The sequence below is a fragment of the Tessaracoccus aquimaris genome, assembly GCF_001997345.1.
GTDB classification, from domain to species: Bacteria; Actinomycetota; Actinomycetes; order Propionibacteriales; family Propionibacteriaceae; genus Arachnia; species Arachnia aquimaris.
Genome location: NZ_CP019606.1, coordinates 1,834,268 through 1,851,011, shown reverse-complemented (window position 1 = coordinate 1,851,011; position 16,744 = coordinate 1,834,268). Strand labels below are relative to the sequence as shown.

General features: G+C 70.2%; 17 protein-coding genes and 2 pseudogenes. 12 read left to right on the top strand and 7 right to left on the bottom strand.

Going from position 1 to position 16,744, the window contains the following annotated elements; genetic code table 11:
* The first annotated feature begins 47 nt into the window (after positions 1-47).
* The 7 genes and pseudogenes from BW730_RS08680 (at position 48) to BW730_RS08660 (ending at position 6,257) form a co-directional block, all read left to right on the top strand.
* Positions 48-1,001, top strand: a complete 954-nt coding sequence (locus tag BW730_RS08680) for a LacI family DNA-binding transcriptional regulator (RefSeq protein ID WP_077685890.1) — start codon at positions 48-50, stop codon at positions 999-1,001.
* A complete protein-coding gene (locus tag BW730_RS08675) occupies positions 998-2,527 on the top strand; it encodes a sugar ABC transporter ATP-binding protein (RefSeq protein WP_077685889.1) in 1,530 nt (509 codons plus the stop codon). Before BW730_RS08680 ends, BW730_RS08675 begins: the two co-directional genes overlap by 4 nt.
* Before the next feature lie 29 nt (positions 2,528-2,556).
* The gene (locus BW730_RS19790) at positions 2,557-2,760 is read left to right on the top strand and encodes a hypothetical protein (protein ID WP_237268006.1); all 204 of its coding nucleotides are present in this window, start codon (positions 2,557-2,559) and stop codon (positions 2,758-2,760) included.
* A pseudogene (locus BW730_RS19265) lies at positions 2,724-3,026 on the top strand (glycosyltransferase); the annotation flags it as partial. The gene BW730_RS19790 and the pseudogene BW730_RS19265, both read left to right, overlap by 37 nt.
* Positions 3,000-3,698, top strand: a complete 699-nt coding sequence (locus BW730_RS19260) for a glycosyltransferase (RefSeq protein WP_237268034.1) — start codon at positions 3,000-3,002, stop codon at positions 3,696-3,698. The pseudogene BW730_RS19265 and the gene BW730_RS19260, both read left to right, overlap by 27 nt.
* Positions 3,695-4,309, top strand: coding sequence for a hypothetical protein (locus BW730_RS08665; protein WP_077685888.1), 615 nt, complete (start codon positions 3,695-3,697; stop codon positions 4,307-4,309). The genes BW730_RS19260 and BW730_RS08665 overlap by 4 nt, the downstream gene beginning before the upstream one ends.
* A 40-nt stretch (positions 4,310-4,349) precedes the next feature.
* Complete coding sequence (locus tag BW730_RS08660; protein WP_077685887.1) at positions 4,350-6,257, top strand: acyltransferase family protein; 1,908 nt, start codon at positions 4,350-4,352, stop codon at positions 6,255-6,257.
* A gap of 52 nt (positions 6,258-6,309) precedes the next feature.
* Here the strand turns inward: BW730_RS08660 and BW730_RS08655 are convergent.
* The 4 genes and pseudogenes from BW730_RS08655 to trmB form a co-directional block, all read right to left on the bottom strand.
* Positions 6,310-6,920: pseudogene (locus BW730_RS08655) on the bottom strand (superoxide dismutase).
* A gap of 79 nt (positions 6,921-6,999) precedes the next feature.
* Positions 7,000-7,605, bottom strand: coding sequence for a class I SAM-dependent methyltransferase (locus BW730_RS08650; protein WP_077685886.1), 606 nt, complete (start codon positions 7,603-7,605; stop codon positions 7,000-7,002).
* A complete protein-coding gene (gene truA, locus BW730_RS08645) occupies positions 7,602-8,411 on the bottom strand; it encodes a tRNA pseudouridine(38-40) synthase TruA (protein ID WP_077685885.1) in 810 nt (269 codons plus the stop codon). Before truA ends, BW730_RS08650 begins: the two co-directional genes overlap by 4 nt.
* Entirely contained in the window at positions 8,395-9,126 is a 732-nt protein-coding gene (gene trmB / locus BW730_RS08640; RefSeq protein WP_077685884.1) for a tRNA (guanosine(46)-N7)-methyltransferase TrmB, read from the bottom strand. Before trmB ends, truA begins: the two co-directional genes overlap by 17 nt.
* 101 nt (positions 9,127-9,227) lie before the next feature.
* Between trmB and BW730_RS08635 the strand changes: the two genes are divergently transcribed.
* Positions 9,228-9,611, top strand: coding sequence for a YccF domain-containing protein (locus BW730_RS08635; RefSeq protein WP_077685883.1), 384 nt, complete (start codon positions 9,228-9,230; stop codon positions 9,609-9,611).
* 447 nt (positions 9,612-10,058) lie between these two features.
* On the opposite strand, the gene BW730_RS08625 is transcribed toward BW730_RS08635, so the two are convergent.
* A complete protein-coding gene (locus tag BW730_RS08625; RefSeq protein WP_077685881.1) occupies positions 10,059-10,754 on the bottom strand; it encodes an NRDE family protein in 696 nt (231 codons plus the stop codon).
* A 35-nt stretch (positions 10,755-10,789) separates the two neighbouring features.
* Here BW730_RS08625 and coaBC point away from each other — a divergent pair, with 35 nt between their 5' ends.
* Positions 10,790-12,013 carry a bifunctional phosphopantothenoylcysteine decarboxylase/phosphopantothenate--cysteine ligase CoaBC gene (coaBC, locus tag BW730_RS08620; protein ID WP_077685880.1) on the top strand — a complete coding sequence of 408 codons (1,224 nt, stop codon included), beginning with the start codon at positions 10,790-10,792 and terminating at the stop codon, positions 12,011-12,013.
* Here coaBC and BW730_RS08615 read toward each other — a convergent pair.
* The gene (locus tag BW730_RS08615) at positions 11,977-13,626 is read right to left on the bottom strand and encodes an elongation factor G-like protein EF-G2 (RefSeq protein ID WP_226997161.1); all 1,650 of its coding nucleotides are present in this window, start codon (positions 13,624-13,626) and stop codon (positions 11,977-11,979) included. The genes coaBC and BW730_RS08615 overlap by 37 nt on opposite strands.
* Positions 13,599-14,042: a GTP-binding protein gene (locus BW730_RS19255; RefSeq protein ID WP_226997160.1), complete on the bottom strand. Its 444-nt coding sequence runs from the start codon at positions 14,040-14,042 to the stop codon at positions 13,599-13,601. Before BW730_RS19255 ends, BW730_RS08615 begins: the two co-directional genes overlap by 28 nt.
* 219 nt (positions 14,043-14,261) lie before the next feature.
* Between BW730_RS19255 and rplM the strand changes: the two genes are divergently transcribed.
* The 3 genes from rplM to glmM all read left to right on the top strand — a co-directional run bounded on the left by rplM (position 14,262) and on the right by glmM (position 16,704).
* Positions 14,262-14,705: a 50S ribosomal protein L13 gene (gene rplM, locus BW730_RS08610; protein WP_077685879.1), complete on the top strand. Its 444-nt coding sequence runs from the start codon at positions 14,262-14,264 to the stop codon at positions 14,703-14,705.
* Positions 14,706-14,716: 11 nt separating this feature from the next.
* Entirely contained in the window at positions 14,717-15,241 is a 525-nt protein-coding gene (rpsI, locus tag BW730_RS08605) for a 30S ribosomal protein S9 (RefSeq protein ID WP_077687589.1), read from the top strand.
* Between the two features lie 110 nt (positions 15,242-15,351).
* Positions 15,352-16,704, top strand: coding sequence for a phosphoglucosamine mutase (glmM, locus tag BW730_RS08600; RefSeq protein WP_077685878.1), 1,353 nt, complete (start codon positions 15,352-15,354; stop codon positions 16,702-16,704).
* Positions 16,705-16,744: the final 40 nt, after the last annotated feature.

The following is a 16,744-nucleotide window of genomic DNA, read 5'->3' as shown; positions in this document are numbered from 1 at the left end:
CCCGCCCGAACATTCGCCATGTTGCGTCGGCGGCCGGGGTATCGCACATGACGGTCTCGCGCGTCCTGAACAATCACCCGAGCATCCGTCCCGGCACCAGGCAGCGGGTGCTCGACGCCATCGAGGAGCTCAACTTCCGGCCGAACAGCGCGGCGCGGGCCCTCGCGACGCAACGCAACCGGCGCATCGGGGTGCTCATCGACGCGTCAAGCGCCTACGGGCCGAGCAGCACACTTCGAGGGATCGAACTGGCCGCGGGCGAGGAGGACTACTCGGTCACCTCGGTGAGCGTTCCCTCCGAGGAGCAGGGTGGCATGCAGTCCGCCGTGGACCACCTGACGGCCCAGGGAGTCGACGCGTTGTGCGTGATCGCGCCGCGGTCCTCCTCCCTCGCGACGCTGCGCCAACTCGACATCGGGCTGCCGGTGCTCGCCATCAAGGCCGAGGGCGACCCCAACTTCCTCACGACGGCCGTCGACCAGCAGCAGGGCGCGATCCTCGTGGTCGACCACCTCGCCGAACTGGGGCACCGCGACATCCTGCACCTGGCGGGCCCTCTCGACTGGTTCGACGCCCGCGCCCGCGAGCGCGCCTTCCACGCCCGGATCAGGGAATGGAAGCTCAGGGAACGGCCCATCGTGGTGGGGGACTGGTCCGCCGACTTCGCCTACGACTACGCCGCCTCCCTGAAGCGGCGCCCCGAGTACACGGCCATCTTCGCGGCCAACGACGAGATGGCGCTCGGCCTGATCCACGGTTTCGCAGAGCGCGGCATCGCGGTGCCCGACGAGCTCAGCATCGTCGGCTTCGACGACCTTCCCCTGACGGCGCATTTCCTCCCGCCGCTGACCACTGTGCGCCAGGACTTCCACCTGCTCGGCACCAAGGTGGTCGCGGCGCTGATCTCCGCCGCAGAGGGTCGTGAGGTGCCGCGCCGCACCAGGCTCCCCGTCGAGCTCAAGGTGCGCCAGTCGAGCGCCCGGCCGCGGGCCGCGTCGTGACGGCGCTGGTCGAACTGCGCGACGTGACCGTGGCCTTCCCGGGGGTGACGGCGCTCGACCGCGTCAGCCTCTCGCTGTACCCGGGCGAGGTGCACGCGCTGATGGGGGAGAACGGCGCGGGTAAGTCGACCGTCGTGAAGGCCCTCAACGGGGTCTGCCCCATCGACGGGGGCGAGATCCTGCTCGACGGGCGGCCCGTCTCGCTCACTGGCCCCTCCGAGGCGCACGCCGCGGGCATCGCCACCGTCTTCCAGGACATTCACCTCGGCCCGAAGCTCAACGTCGTCGAGAACGTGATGCTCGGCCACGAGGTGCGCGGCCGGTTCGGCATCAACTGGTCGGCGACGCGGGCCCGCGCCGCGGAGGTGCTCGCCGACCTCGGCCTGGACGACCTGGACCTGAACCGTGGCCTCGACTCGCTCCCGCCGTCGGTGCAGCAACTCGTCGCGATCGCCCGGGCCATGGTCGAGCGGCCGAGGGTGCTGCTGCTGGACGAGCCCACCTCCAGCCTCGAACCGCCCGACGTGCAGCGGCTGTTCCGGATCGTGCGCTCGCTGCGCGACCGCGGCGTGGCGATCGTGTTCGTGTCGCACTTCCTGGAGCAGGTCTACGCGATCAGCGACCGGATGACGGTGCTGCGCGACGGCCGCGTGCAGGGCGAGTTCATGACCCGCGAGATCGACCGGGTCGAACTGATCTCCCGGATGCTCGGCCGCGACATCGAGGCGCTGCGTCAGATCGGCTCGCAGCGCCGCGCGCACCACCAGGAGCCGGAGGGGACCCCGGTCATCGAGGCGCGTGGCCTCACGCAGCGCGAAGAGGTGGAGCCAACCGACCTTGAGGTGTACCGCGGCGAGATCGTCGGCCTCGCCGGCCTGCGCGGCTCGGGCCGATCGGAACTGGCAGCGCTGCTGACCGGCATCACCCGCCCCGACGGCGGCACGCTGCTCGTGGAGGGCAAGGAGGTGCGCTTCCGTAACCCGGGCGACGCGCTCGCCAGGCACATCGTCGCCTCCGTCGAGCGGCGAGCCGACCTCGGCATCATCGGGGAACTGTCGGTGGCCGACAACATCCTGATCGGGCTGCAGGCGCTGCGCGGCTGGCGGCACAAGGTCTCCAAGCGGGAGCGGGACGAGGTGCTTGCCTGGTCGGTCGACAACTTCGGCCTCGGCTCGGTCCCGATGGACCGGCAGGCCAAATTCCTCTCCGGGGGTGAGCAGCAGCGGGTGCTGCTCGCTCGGCTGTTCGCGACCCGTCCGGTGGTGATGGTGCTCGACGAGCCGACTAGGGGCATCGACATCGCCGCGAAGGTCGAACTGCAGTCCCGGATCGCAAAACTGGTCGACAAGGGCATGGGCATCGTGTTCATCTCGTCCGAGTTCAGCGAGGTGGTACGGATGAGCGACCGGATCGTCGTGCTGAAGGACAGGGGAAAGATCGGCGAACTCAGCAACGGGCCCGGGGTCACCGTCGACACCATCGTCGAGATGATCGCGGCCGACGGCGTCGACGACGACCACGACTGAGCCCGCGGCGCGTCTGGTTCAATAGGGCAATGCGCATCGCCCAGTTGGCCAACTTCGTGGGCCCAACCTCGGGCGGCATGAAGGTCGTCATCGAGACCCTCGGACAGGGCTATGTCGACGCAGGCCACACCCGCATCTTCGTCTCCCCGGGGGCGCGCGACGAGGTCGTCGAGACAGAGGCGGGGATCCTCGTGTCGGTGCGGGCCCGAAGGTCTCGGAGCAGTACCGGATGATCTTCCAGCCGTGGCGCGTGCTTGACGTTCTGGACCGGTTCCGCCCCACCAACATCGAGGTCTCCGACAAGTGGACGCTCTCGCCGGCGGCGCGATGGGCCGCCAAGCGCAGCGTCGGCTCGGTGCTGTTCAGCCACGAACGGCTCTCCGACATGCTGGCGATGTGGGCGCGCCGCTCCTTCGGGGTCGAGACGACGGTAGGCGCCCTCAACCGGCGGCTGTCGAAGGTCTTCGACTCGGTGGTTGTCACCAGTCGGTTCGCCGCCGACGAGTTCGACAACACCGGCGCGAACCTCAGCCTGATCCCGCTCGGCGTCGACCTCGACACCTTCACCCCGAGCGCCGGGACCCCGGCAGACGACGGCGTCCTGAAGTTCTGCTACGTGGGGCGACTCTCGCACGAGAAGAGCCCCCAGTTGGCCGTCGAGACCGTCGTCGAACTGCACCGGCGCGGCCACAAGGTGCGCCTCGACCTGTACGGAACCGGCCCCGACAAGCCAGAACTGCAGCGCGCCGCGGGTGATGCCCCCGTCTTCTTCCAAGGCTTCGTCTCGGGGCGCGACCAGGTCGCCCGCAGGATCGCGGCCGCCGACATCTCGCTCTCGGTGTGCCCCGCGGAGACCTTCGGGCTCGCGGTGCTGGAGGCCCTCGCGTGCGGCACCCCGGTGGTGACCTCCAATCGCGGGGGAGCGCACGAACTGGTCGACGCGACCTCCGGAGCGGCGGGCGACCCCAACGGCCCGTCGCTCGCCGACGCCGTCGAGTCGCTGCTCCCACGCCTCGGGCCCGACCTGCGCCGCGCAGCACGGGCCCGCGCCGAGCGCTACCCATGGCAGGCCACCATCGACGACATGCTCGCGCTGCACGCCGAACTGGCCGACGAGGTGCCTTACCGCTCCCTCAAGGGATTCGCCCGCCGCAGGAAGGACGACAGATGAAGCTGCGCTGGGGCTTGCCCGCGCTACTTGGCGCCGCGCTGATCCCCGTGTGGGTGATGGCGCCGCCCGCCGTGAAGACCGACGCGCCCGACACCGTCGACGGCCTGATCGCGCGCGCCAAGGCGACCGGGGCCACCGGCCGCGCCCTCGTCGACGAGGCCATCCGGCTCGTCGCAGTTGCCTTCCCGGCGCACTCGCTGTGGCACCTGACCGAGTCTCCCGCCCGGGCGCTGCGCGCGCACCGCGGCTGGTCGCACCAGTACAACACCGTGCTGTCGGAGGTGCTGCGGGGCCTCGGCTTCGACACCAGCCTCGTGCATGCGGCCCGCGTGCGCGGCTTCGGATACCCGTGGTGGCTGAGCGGCCACAGTTGGGTCAAGGTCATCGTGGAGGACAGGGCGCTCGATGCGTGCGCCTGCGACCCGACCTCGACGGTCGGCAACCCGCCGTTCGTCCCGGTGACGGCCGAACTGCCGCTGCGGCTCGTGACCCGCTGGGCGGTGGGCGCAGCGCTGGTGCCGTTCGTGGTCGCGGAGGTGTGGCGCGCCTGGCTCACGGGCCGCCCAGTCGCGCCGTGGGTCTACGGCGACAAGGACGGGTCCCACCCCTAGCCGTTGGGGCTGAGCCCGCAGAAGGCGTAGTGTCGAGCGGGTGAATTCTCCGGCCTCGACGTATGTTCCCAGCCTCGACGGGCTGCGCACCATCGCCGTGGGGCTGGTGATCGCCTTCCATCTGAGCGTGCCAGGGCTCGCGCCAGGCTTCGCAGGCGTCGACGTGTTCTTCGTGCTCTCGGGCTACCTGATCACCGCGGGGCTGCTGGCGGACACGGCCAAGCACGGCCGTCCCCGGTTCGCGCGGTTCTGGCAGCGGCGGTTCCTTCGGCTGCTGCCAGCCGCCACCCTCGTCCTGATCGCGGTGCTGACCTACGCCACGTTCCTGATGCCCGTCTACCGGCGGGCGGCGGCAGCGGGGGACGTCGGCTGGACGGCCGTCTACCTCGCCAACTGGCACTTCATGGAGGCCAACTCCTACTTCTCCTCCGACGGGTCCGCCTCGCTCCTGCTGCACATGTGGTCGCTCGCGGTGGAGGAGCAGTTCTACTTCGTGTGGCCCATCGCGATCGGGCTGATCGCCTGGCTTGCGCGCAAGGCCAGGCTCCGCACCGCCCTGATCGCCGTCACGGCGGTCCTCACGCTCGCGTCGATCGCGCGGCTGCCGCAGCTCTACCTGACGGCCTCGGTCGACCGGGCCTACATGGGAACCGACTCGAAGGCCTTCGAGCCGCTGCTCGGCGCCCTGCTCGCGATCCTCGTCTCCGACGACAGGGTCCGTGACGCCCTGGCCAGGCACCACAAGGCCCTCACCGCCGTCGGCATCGCCGCGGTCGCCGCGGTGCTGCCCTTCCTGGGCGGGCCGAGCCCGTTCTACTTCTTCGGCGGAGCGCTGCTGCTGAGCCTCGGCGTCGTCGTGCTGATGGCGGCGCTCGTCTGCGGCCCGGGAACCCTCGTCGAGCGCGCACTTGCGTGGGGCCCGATGGCCTACCTGGGCCGGATCTCCTACGGGCTGTACCTGTGGCACTGGCCGTGGGCCGTGTGGATGGGGATCGCGCACGTCGAGCACTTCCAGCCGGCCCGCGCCGCCGTCGCGCTCGCCGGGACGGTCGTGACGTCGGTCGCTTCCTATCACCTGGTCGAGCAGCCGATCAGGCGCGGCAGGCTGACGGCCTGGTTCACGCCGCGCAGGGTGGCCGCCGCGGTCGCCGTCGTGATGGCCGTCATCCTCGGCTGGTCTGCGACGCTTCAGGCAACGCTGGGCGTGGTCCCCGCCAAGCACTGGATCGTCGTGACCGGCGACTCCGTGCCGCTGAAGCTGATGAGCTCGCTCGACGCCGCGGCCACCGAACGCGGCTGGGCCGTCGACAGCGCGGCGCGCGGAGGCTGCACGCCGCTCGCCGTGGAACTGCAGGAGTACAAGAAGCCGCCCCACGAGGGGCCGGGCGACTGCCGGGTGCTCGCCCAACTTCAGGACTCGCTGATCGACAGGCACCACCCCGACATCGTGTTCTGGTGGTCGCGCTACGAGACGCACCAGCGCTGGTACGAGGGGCGCCTGATCCGCCCGGAGGACCCGGAGTTCTGGGACGTGCTCGAGGCGGAGACCCGCACCACGATCGACCGGCTGACCCGCGACGGCGCGACCCTCGTCATCGCGCAGCCCGAGCGCCCCGGCCCAGGGCTGCTGAAGAAGTGCCCCGTCGGGGACACCGACTGCTTCCCCCTTGACGACTACGCGTTGAACCACGACGAGTACCGGATGCGCTGGAACGAGATGGTTCGGCGGATCGCCGCCCAGGACCCCCGGGTGCGCACCTTCCAGATGGACCCGCTGTTCTGCGACGACCCCGAGCCGAGCCGCCCGCAGTCCCCGTCCGCCTGTGACGATGCTCAGCCCGACGGCGGCTCACTGCGCGACGACGGCATCCACGTCACGATCGACGCCTACGGGAGGCAGACGGCGGACAAGGTCCTCGCCGCCGTCCTCGACGCCGCCGCCTCCTGAGACGCGGGAACGGGCCCGAGGACGATCCTCGGGGCCCGTTCGCGTCGGTCGGTCAGTAGCTGACGCCAGCGGCCTTCGCTGCGGCGAGGCGCTGCGCCACGTCGTCCCAGTTGACGACGTCCCACCACGCGTTGACGTAGTCGCCCTTCACGTTCTTGTACTGCAGGTAGAAGGCGTGCTCCCACATGTCGAGCTGAAGGATCGGGAGCTGGCCGATGGGCAGGTTGCCCTGCTGGTCGAACAGTTGGTTGATGTTGAGGCGCTGGCCAAGGGTGTCCCAGACGAGCATCGACCAGCCGGAGCCCTGGATGCCGTTGGCGACGGCGTTGAACTGCTTCTTGAAGCCGTCGAAGGAGCCGAAGAACTCGCCGATCGCCTCGGCGACGTCACCGGTGGGCTCGCCGCCGCCGTCGGGCGACATGTTCTTCCAGAACACCGAGTGGTTGATGTGGCCGCCCAGGTGGAACGCCAGGTCCTTCTCCAGCTTGTTCACGGCGCCCAGGTTGCCTGCCTCACGGGCGGCCTGAAGCTGCTCGAGCGCGTCGTTGGCGCCCTTCACGTACGCCGCATGGTGCTTGTCGTGGTGCAGCTCCATGATCTCGGGGGCGATGGAGGGGCGAGCGCGTTGTAGTCGTAGGGGAGATCGGGGAGGGTGTAGGTCATTGCTGACTCCTTCACATGAGTTCCGCGCCGTCAGGCGCGCTGGCACAACCCATCCTATGCCCGGAAAGTAGTCACCGCTTCAACTTTCCACGGGTCCGCGGCGGCAGGCGCGCAGCACCCGGAAGCCCTTCGCCGAGGCCAGTCGCTCGGTCGGGTAGCCCTTGTCGATCAGCCAGCGCTGCAGCGAGTCGCCGCCCAGGTTCCTGCCGACCACCAGGTACGCGGCGCCGCCCTCGCGGAGCCGGGCGAGCCAGGTGAGCAGCAGTTCGTGCAGCGCCTCCTTGCCGATCCGGATGGGTGGGTTCGACCAGATCTCGTCGTAGCGCGTCTCGGGGGAGACCTCCGACGGCGTCATGGCTCGCACCCGGTCGGCAACCTTGTGCCGCCCCGCGTTCAGCGTCGTCAACTCGACGGCCCGCTCGTTGATGTCCACCGCGTCGACGGTGACCTCGGGCGAGGCGAGCGCCAGGCCGACGGCGATGGTGCCGACGCCGCAGCCGAGGTCGAGCACGTGGCCCGCCACAGGCGGGTCGATCTCGCGCAGCAGCACCGAGGTGCCGAGGTCGAGGCGCGAGCCGGAGAAGACCCCCGGCGCCGACGCGAACGTCAACTCCCGGCCGAAGATAGTGGCGGTGAAGTCGTGCGCGACGAACGGCTCCTCCGGCGTCTCGAAATAGTGGCTCACGCTTCCTCCAAGGTGCGGACGTTTCTCGCCTGTTCGGCGCGTTGCGCCAGGTCTTTCTCGGCCGGATAGCCGACCGCCTCGAGCGTCAGGCCGTGCGCCGGCATCACCGGCACCTCGGAGTGCCTGCGCGGGCTCGCCGCGACCTCCTCCAGCCAGGCGAGCGTGCGGCGGCCGCCGCCAACCGCGGTCAGCGCGCCGACCAGCGAACGGACCATCGAGTGGCAGAACGCGTCAGCCTGCAGCCAGATCTCCACGACGCCGTCCTCGCGGCGCAGCGCGCCCACCTCCCGCAGTTCGCGGATCGTGGTCGCGCCGTCGCGTGGCTTGCAGAAGGCGGCGAAGTCGCGCAGCCCGAGCACCGTCGCGGCGGCGGAGTTCAGGGCGCCGACGTCGAGTGGGAACGGGAGCCGGGTGACGTGGCCGCGCAGCAGCGGGTCGTGGAAGGAGCCCTCGTCGCTGACCCGGTAGCAGTAGCGCCGCCAGGTGGCGGAGAAGCGCGCGTCGAAGCCGTCTGGCGCCGTCGCGACAGACCTGACGGCGATGTCGTGGGGGAGCACCCGCTGCAGGCGGCGCAGCAGTTCGACGGAGGGGTCGGACTCGACGTCCAGGTCGACGTGGCAGACCTGCGCCCGGGCGTGCACCCCGGCGTCGGTGCGCCCTGCCACCACGAGCGTCGGCTCCGACGGCAGCCGCAGCACCTGCGCGATCCACGGCTCAAGAACGCCCTGCACGGTGCGCTGGCCGGGCTGGACCGCCCAGCCGTGGAAGTCGGTGCCGTCGTAGCCGAGGTCAAGCCTGAGCCGCATCGCGCCTCCGATACGTCAGGTCGTAGACGGTGCGGCCGGCCTCGAGGCCCTTGCGTTCGTACTTGGTGACGGGGCGCTCCTCCAACCGCGGCGCCCAGCCGTCGTGCTCGTTGACAAGCAGCGGGTGCCCGTCGAGGTGCTCGCGCATCCACAGCGCGTAGTCCTCCCAGTCGGTGGCCAGCCGCCACACCGCGCCGGGGGCGAGTTTCGCGGCGACGACGTCTGCGAAGTCGGTGCCGACCAGCCGTCGCTTGTGGTGGCGCTTCTTGTGCCACGGGTCGGCGAAGAAGGTCCACAGTTCGCTCACGGAGGCGTCGTCGAAGAGCACGGCAAGGCCCTGCGCGCCGTCCGCGACGACCATCCGGACGTTGCCGACCTCCTCGCGCGCGATCCGGCTGAGCGTCGAGGCCACCGCCGGCTCGAACACCTCGAACGCGACCACGTTCGCCCCGGGCCTGCCCTTGGCCATCGGGACGAGCGAGTCGCCACCGCCGGAGCCGATCTCGACGATCAGCGGAGCCTCGCGCCCGAACTGCTCCGACCAGTCGACCCTGGCCTCCGGTGCGACCGAGGTCGACAGGTCGCCATGCAGGACGGCGACCACGTATTCCTGCTTGTAGCGGAACCAGGCACGCTCCTGCGACTCGTTCATCCGGGTGCTGCGGCGCACGTAACTGACGACGTCGCGGTGCAATCGGGGAGGCAGCGGATCCATCCCCTCAGGGTAGTGGTGGGGGACAGACCCGGACCAACCCGGACCCGAACGGGTGGCCCACCCTCGTAGAATGGATGGTGTGCCTGCAGGAAGGACTGACTATGCGGACACTGCTCAACCTGATCTGGGTGATCTTCGGCGGCTTCTGGCTCGCCCTCGGCTATTTCCTCGCCGGAATCATCGCCTGCATCTTCATCATCACCATCCCGGTCGGCGTCGCCTCGTTCCGGATGGCCCGCTACGTGCTGTGGCCGTTCGGCAAGTCGGTGGTCCCGAAGCCGGGTGCCGGCGCGGGGTCGGCCATCATGAACGCCATCTGGTTCGTCATCGCGGGCTGGTGGCTCGCGCTGATCCACCTCGCGGCCGCCCTGGCGCAGACGTTGACGATCATCGGCATCGCGAACGCCTGGGTCAGCATCAAGATGATCCCCGTGACCTGCTTCCCGTTCGGCAAGCGGATCGTGGATTCCGGCGGCATCCTGTGAGTCGACGCGCCGCGAGCCTCGCGGCGCGCCTCGCGCTGGCGGTCACCGCGGTTGCCGCCCTCGCCGCCTGTTCGGCCGCCGGGACCAGTGAGGACCCGGCGGCCACACCGCTGCCCACGCAGACGCACGCCCCCGCGCAGAAGCCTGCCGATCCCGCCTCCGCGATGTTCACCGAGAGCCTTGGGGACGGGACCGTCGTGCTGCGTCACGCGGGGCAGCCAGTGACGGACACCGCGCTGCTCGAGGGCAGCCTGATGGTCGTGGACGGGTGCCTCGTGGTGCGCGCCGGCGACGTCGACGCGGTGCCTGCCTTCCCGAGGATGTCGACGTCGAGGCGCTCGTCGCGGCGGGGGAGAGGTCTCCCTGGTCGGCGGCTACGCCCCGCTGGAGCCCGAGTTGGGTTGCGGCGACAGCGACGCGTTCGTCGTCGGCGCTGTCAACTGAGCCTCAGAGGCTGAGTTCGTTCCACGCGCCCGGCTCGTCCAGCCTCGCCATCGTCGCCGTCACCCCGGCGGCGTCGACCCCTGCGACGCACACCAGAAGGGTCTGCGTCGGGTAACCGTGCGGGCGGTTGTCGCGCACGATCGCCCGATCGTCGGTCGCCTCGACGACGGTGCTTGCGCGCAGCGTGTCGATCCAGCCACCCCACCACGGATCGCCGTCGGTCGGCGCCTCCGAGAACGCGCCCAGCCAGGCCGCCACGCGGGCGGTGGTGGGCGCGTCGACGTCCTCGTGCGCGATCATGTGCGTTCCGGGTGCCAGCCGCGTGACCCGGGGCGTGCCGCCCTCCCATGAGGTGACGCTCACGCCGGCCGCGTCGGCGACGACCAGGTTGAAGCCGAGCGTGGTGAGCGGGTCGGGAAGGTCGCGCCCGGCGATGGCGTCAAGCACCAGCGAACCGCGGGAGGCGGGCACCGCGACGGTCGATCCGCCGTCCCTGTTCAGCAGCACCGCGAGCGTCGCGCCGTCGTGGGCCAGCCAGGCTCCGCCTGCGAGTTCGTCCATGATCCCCTCGACGCCCTCGCGCTCCGGCCACCAGGCGCCGAGCGGACGCCAGGGGCGGTGCGGGTCCTCGTCGCGGACGGCCAGCAACCGGATCGGTCCGTCTCCCGGTTCGGGGACCCGAATCACCACGGTGCACATGGTCCGCAGCGTACCCGGATGGAACAATCGGAACCATGGTCATCGTGGTGGGAGTAACGGGCGGCATCGCCGCCTACAAGAGCGTCCAACTGGTGAGGCTGCTGATCGGGGACGGGCACGAGGTGCACGTGGTTCCTACGCAGGACGCGCTGCGGTTCGTGGGGCTCCCGACGTGGGAGTCGATCAGCCGCAACCCGGTCACCACCTCGGTGCACGACGACGTGCCACGCGTGAGGCACGTGGCGCTCGGCCAGCGGGCCGACCTGGTCGTGGTCGCGCCCGCCACCGCGAACACCATGGCCTCGATGGCCGCCGGTCTCGCGTCGGACCTGCTCGGCACCACGCTGCTCGCGACGCAGGCCCCGGTCCTGATCGCGCCCGCCATGCACACCGAGATGTGGCGCCACCCCGCCACCGTTGCCAACCTGGCGACCCTGCGCTCCCGCGGCGTGCACGTCATCGGGCCGGAGGACGGGCCACTCACCGGCGGCGACTCCGGCCCGGGCCGGATGAGCGAGCCCGAGCAGATCCACGCCAGGATCGACGAGTTGCTCGACCGGCGCCGCGACCTCGCGGGCCTGACGGTGGCCGTCTCCGCGGGCGGCACCCGGGAACCCATCGATCCGGTCCGCTTCCTCGGCAACCGGTCGAGCGGCAGGCAGGGGGTCGCCGTCGCGGCAGCCGCCGCCGAGCGTGGCGCCAGGGTGCTGCTCGCGGCCGCAAACATCGAACGCGCGGTGCTCGACGAGGCGGGCGCGGGCGTCGAGGTCACGCCGGTCGGCACTGCCGCCGAGTTGGCTGACGCGATGGGGGAGTTGGCCGCCATCGCGGACGTGGTCGTGATGGCCGCCGCGGTCGCGGACTTCCGGCCGAGCGCCGTCGCCGACCGGAAGTTGACGAAGGAGGCGGGAGGGATCGCGTCCATCGACCTGGTGGAGAACCCCGACGTCCTGAAGGGCCTTGCCGCGGCACGCGCCGAGGGCCAGACGATCGTCGGGTTCGCCGCCGAGACCGCCCACGGCGAGGAGTTGCTGGAGCGGGGCCGCAGGAAGCGGGCCCGCAAGGGCGCCGACCTGCTCGCCATCAACGAGGTCGGCTGGGCCTTGGGGTTCGAGTCGGAGGGCAACCACCTCGTCGTCATCGACTCATCGGACGAGGTGGTCGCCGACGCGTCCGGTTCCAAGCGCGCTGTGGCAGACGCGCTCCTGGACGCCGTCCTGGCCTACCGCGGCCAGAGTTCCTCAGGCATCAGGTCGTAGCCGTCGAAGACGCGCGTGAACGACCCGGTGCCCTGCGCGAGGCCGCGCAGGTCGATCGGGTAGCTGACCAGTTCGATCTGCGGGACCAGCGCCTCGACGGTCGCGTGGCCCGCGCCGTCCAGGTCGCTGCCCTGCACCTGGGCGCGTCGCGACCCCAGGTCGGTCAGGATCGCCCCGAGGTAGCAGTCGGAGACGGTGACCCGGACGCGGTCGATCGGCTCCAGCACGCCCACCTCGCCGCGCTCGGCGGCGTCGCGTAGCGCGAGTTGGCCCGCGACCTGGAAGGCCATGTCTGAGGAGTCGACCGAGTGGGCCTTGCCGTCGTAGAGCGTGACGCGCAGGTCGACCGTCGGCACCCCGAACCGGGTGCCATGCTCCATCTGCTGCGTGAGGCCCTTCTCCACGGAGGCGATGTAGGCGCGCGGCACTGCCCCTCCGACGACCTTGTCGACGAACTCGAAGCCGGCCCCTCGCTCGAGCGGTTCGACCTCGATGTTGCACACCGCGTACTGGCCGTGGCCCCCAGACTGTTTGACGTTGCGGCCGAGGCCCCTGACGTGGCCGAGGAAGGTCTCGCGCAGCGGCACCTTGACGTCCACCTCGTCGACCTTCAGGCCGAGTCGGTCGCGCAGGTGGCTGAGCGCAAGGTCCTTCTGTGCCTGCCCCATCACCCACAGCAGTTGCTGCTCGGTCTCCGCGTTGCGCTCCAGCCTGAGCGTGGAGTCCTCGACGCACAACCGGTGCAGGGCTCCGGTCAGCTTGTCGGAGTCGCCGCGGCTCGGGGCGGCGAGCGCGACGGGCAGCAGGGGCGTCGGCAGGTCCCACGGCTCCACGAGCGCAGGCCGGTCCATGGAGGAGAGCGTGTCCCCGGTCTCGGCCTTCGACAGCCGGGTCACCAGTACGATCTCGCCTGCGATCGCATCCTTCAGAGGCGCGAACTCCAGCCCGGCGGGCGCGGAGATCGGGCCGACGCGTTCCTCGTCGTCGTGGTCGGGGTGCAGCGGGTCGGGGTCGGCGCCGAACAGTTCGCGCCTGCCCGAGACGTGCACGACGTCCTCGGGACGAAGCCGCCCCGAGAACACCCGCACCAGCGCGGTGCGGCCCGAGTAGTTGTCGGAGGTGGTGCGGATCACCTGCGCGACCAGCGGGCCGTCCGGGTCGCACGCGACCGGAGGCAGGGTCGCGCCGTTCGGGGTGGTCGTCGGGGGCACCGGGTGCACGTTCGGCGGAGGGAAGCCGTTCTCGATCCAGCGCAGCAGTTCCTCGGTGCCCTTGTCGCTGGTGGTGTGGGCCGGCAGCAGCGGGAAGAAGCGGGCGCCGGTGACGGCGCGCAACAGCGACGAGTGGGCCTCGTCGACGGCGATCTCCTCGCCCTCGAGGTAACGCTCCATCAGGTCGTCGTCCTGCACCTCCGTGATGATCGCCTCCAGCAGCGGTGCGCGTTGCTCGTCGACGAGGGAGGCCTCCTCAGGTGTCGCGTCGCGTGAGACGCGGGCGCCAGACGAGTAGTCGTGCGCCCGCTTGTTCAGGAGGGACAGGTTGCCGACGTTGGCTCCGTCGACCGTCAACGGGATCAGCGCCGGGATCACCCCTCGCCGAGGGTGGTCTGGCACGCGGCGACCATCTCCTCAAACGTCGCCCTGCCCTGGTCGAGCTTGGTGATCGCGATGATGCGGGGCATCGACACCTGGCTGCATTCCTCCCAGAGCGCCACCGTCGTGGGGTCGATGTCGTCTCCGGCCGCGATCACGAAGATCGCCGCGTCCGCGGCGCGCAGCCCGGCGCGGAGCTCTCCGACGAAGTCGGGATGCCCCGGGGCGTCAAGGAGGTTGATCTGGACGTCCGTGGCCGGGATCGACGCCAACGTCAGCGAGGCGCCGCGCTCCAGGGAGTCCTTCTCACCGCGGTACCCGTCGATGCGGGCTCGCAGGAGATGTTCGAACAGGGTCGTCTTGCCCGAGCCGCTCGCGCCCACGAGCACGACGTTGCGCACATCATCGGGGGACGTCACGGCGATCTGGGTACTCATCTTTGAGGCCATGCTTCACCCTAATGGCCGATGATTCCCGGCCGCAGCCGCCCTGGGATAACCTGGAGCGGACCCCGTCGGGGGCCTCGATTTTGCGCTGAGGCGTTTGCCGATCTAAGCTAGGTAGCTGTTGCGCGCCGGTGCGGCCTGTGTGACTTTCGAGTCGACGCCGCCAGCGCACCGCACACTGTTCACATGAATGGAAGTTGGTCTGCCTCCGTGTCTACGTACACCCCGAAGCCGGGCGAAATCGCCCGGAACTGGCTCGTGATCGACGCCGAGGACATTGTTCTCGGACGTCTCGCCGTGGCCGCTGCGACCCTGCTGCGGGGCAAGCACAAGGCCACCTTCGCCCCGCATGTCGACGGTGGCGATTTCGTCGTCATCGTCAATGCCTCCAAGATCGCCGTCAGCGGCAACAAGGCGACGCAGTCGATGCGCCACTCGCACTCGGGTCGCCCGGGTGGCCTGAAGTCCATCTCGATCGGCGAGCTGCTCGAGAAGGATCCCCGCAAGGCCGTCGAGCGCGCCGTCTGGGGCATGCTGCCCAAGAACAAGCTGAGCCGTCAGCTGATGGGCAAGCTCAAGGTCTACGCCGGCCCCGAGCACCCGCACGCTGCCCAGAAGCCGCAGCCCTACGAGATCACCCAGATCGCCCAGTGAGTGAGAACCAGATGACTGAGAACGTCGCCGAAGAGACCGTCGCCGAAGAGATCACCCCTTTCGTTGACGAGCAGGATCGCGAGATCGCCTACCGCTCCGACTCGAACCCGGCCGCCGCCGCTGGCGCCGACGTTCGTCCGGCCGTCGTCGCCCCCGGCTACGGCACCGGCCGTCGCAAGGAGGCCGTCGCCCGCGTCCGCATCGTCCCCGGCTCCGGCCAGTGGAAGATCAACGGTCGCACGCTTGACGACTACTTCCCGAACAAGGTGCACCAGCAGCACGTCTCCGATCCGTTCGCGGTCGCCGGTGTCGCCGGTTCCTACGACGTGATCGCCCGCATCGACGGTGGCGGCGTGACCGGCCAGGCCGGCGCCCTGCGTCTCGGTGTTGCCCGCGCCCTCAACGAGGTCGACGCCGAGGCCTCGCGCCCCGCGCTGAAGAAGGCTGGCATGCTGACCCGCGACGCCCGCATCATCGAGCGCAAGAAGGCCGGCCTCAAGAAGGCCCGTAAGGCCCCGCAGTACAGCAAGCGCTGATCTCTGCTTCGAAAACGCCCATCCCTTTCCGGGGTGGGCGTTTTTGCGTGCCCGGCTCCGCATGCCCGGCGCGCTCAGCGGTAGCGAGCGATTCGGCTAAGGTTGCGTCCGTGGCACGACTATTTGGTACCGACGGCGTCCGTGGCGTCGCGAATGACGAACTGACAGCCGAGCTGGCCCTTGACCTTTCGGTCGCGGCGGCGCACATCCTCGGCGAGGCGGGTGCCTTCTCCGGGCATCGACCGCTCGCGCTGGTGGGTCGCGACCCGCGGGCCAGCGGCGAGTTCCTCGAGGCGGCCGTCGTCGCGGGGCTCGCCTCGGCGGGCGTCGACGTGATCCGGCTGGGCGTGCTGCCCACCCCGGCTGTGGCGTTCCTCGTCAACGACATGGACGCCGACCTGGGCGTGATGATCTCCGCGTCGCACAACCCGATGCCCGACAACGGCATCAAGTTCTTCTCCAAGGGCGGCGTCAAGCTCGACGACTACCTTGAGGACGCCATCGAGGCACGGATGGGCGAGGCATGGGACCGTCCCATCGGCCGAGCAGTCGGGCGGATCCGCTACGACTCGAACGCCGTCGAGGGCTACGTCGCGCACCTGCGCCGCTCCCTGGGGGAGGGGGCGTCACTGAAGGGGCTCAAGATCGTGGTCGACTGCGCCAACGGCGCGGCCTCCACCACCGCCGTCGAGGCGTTCGGGGCGCTCGGGGCGCAGATCATCCCGATCCACGCGGAGCCCGACGGCCTCAACATCAACGACAACGCAGGCTCGACGCACATGGGAGGCGTCATCGACCGCGTCATCGCGGAGGGCGCCGACCTCGGCATCGCGCTCGACGGTGACGCCGACCGCTGCCTCGCCGTCGACGCCGAGGGCACCATGGTCGACGGGGACAAGATCCTCGCGATCCTGGCCGTCGCCATGAAGGAGGACCACCGGCTGCACTCCGACACGCTCGTGGCGACCGTGATGAGCAACCTCGGGCTGATCAACGCGATGCGCGAGCACGGCATCCGCGTCGACCAGACGAAGGTCGGCGACCGCTATGTGCTTGAGTCGATGAACGCCAACGGCTTCGCGCTCGGCGGCGAGCAGTCCGGCCACGTGATCATCTCGGAGTTCGCCAACACGGGCGACGGCACGCTGACGGGCCTGCACCTGGCCGCCCGGATGCTGTCGACCGGCCGCTCCCTGAAGGAACTCGCGGGCGTGATGACGGTGCTGCCGCAGGTCGTCATCAACGTGCGCGGCGTGGACAAGTTGCGGGCGGGCATCGACAACGAGGTGCAGTCGGCCGTCACGGCGGCGGCGCGCGAACTCGGGTCGACCGGACGGGTGCTGCTGCGCCCCTCCGGTACCGAGCCCGTCGTCCGCGTCATGGTTGAGGCGCCGACGCAGGAGGAGGCGCAGCGCCATGCTGAGGCGCTGGCCGCGCTGGTGAAGGAACGCCTCGCGCTCTGACGCACGCCCATCGGCGGCGCTAGTAAGGTGGTGCCACCCA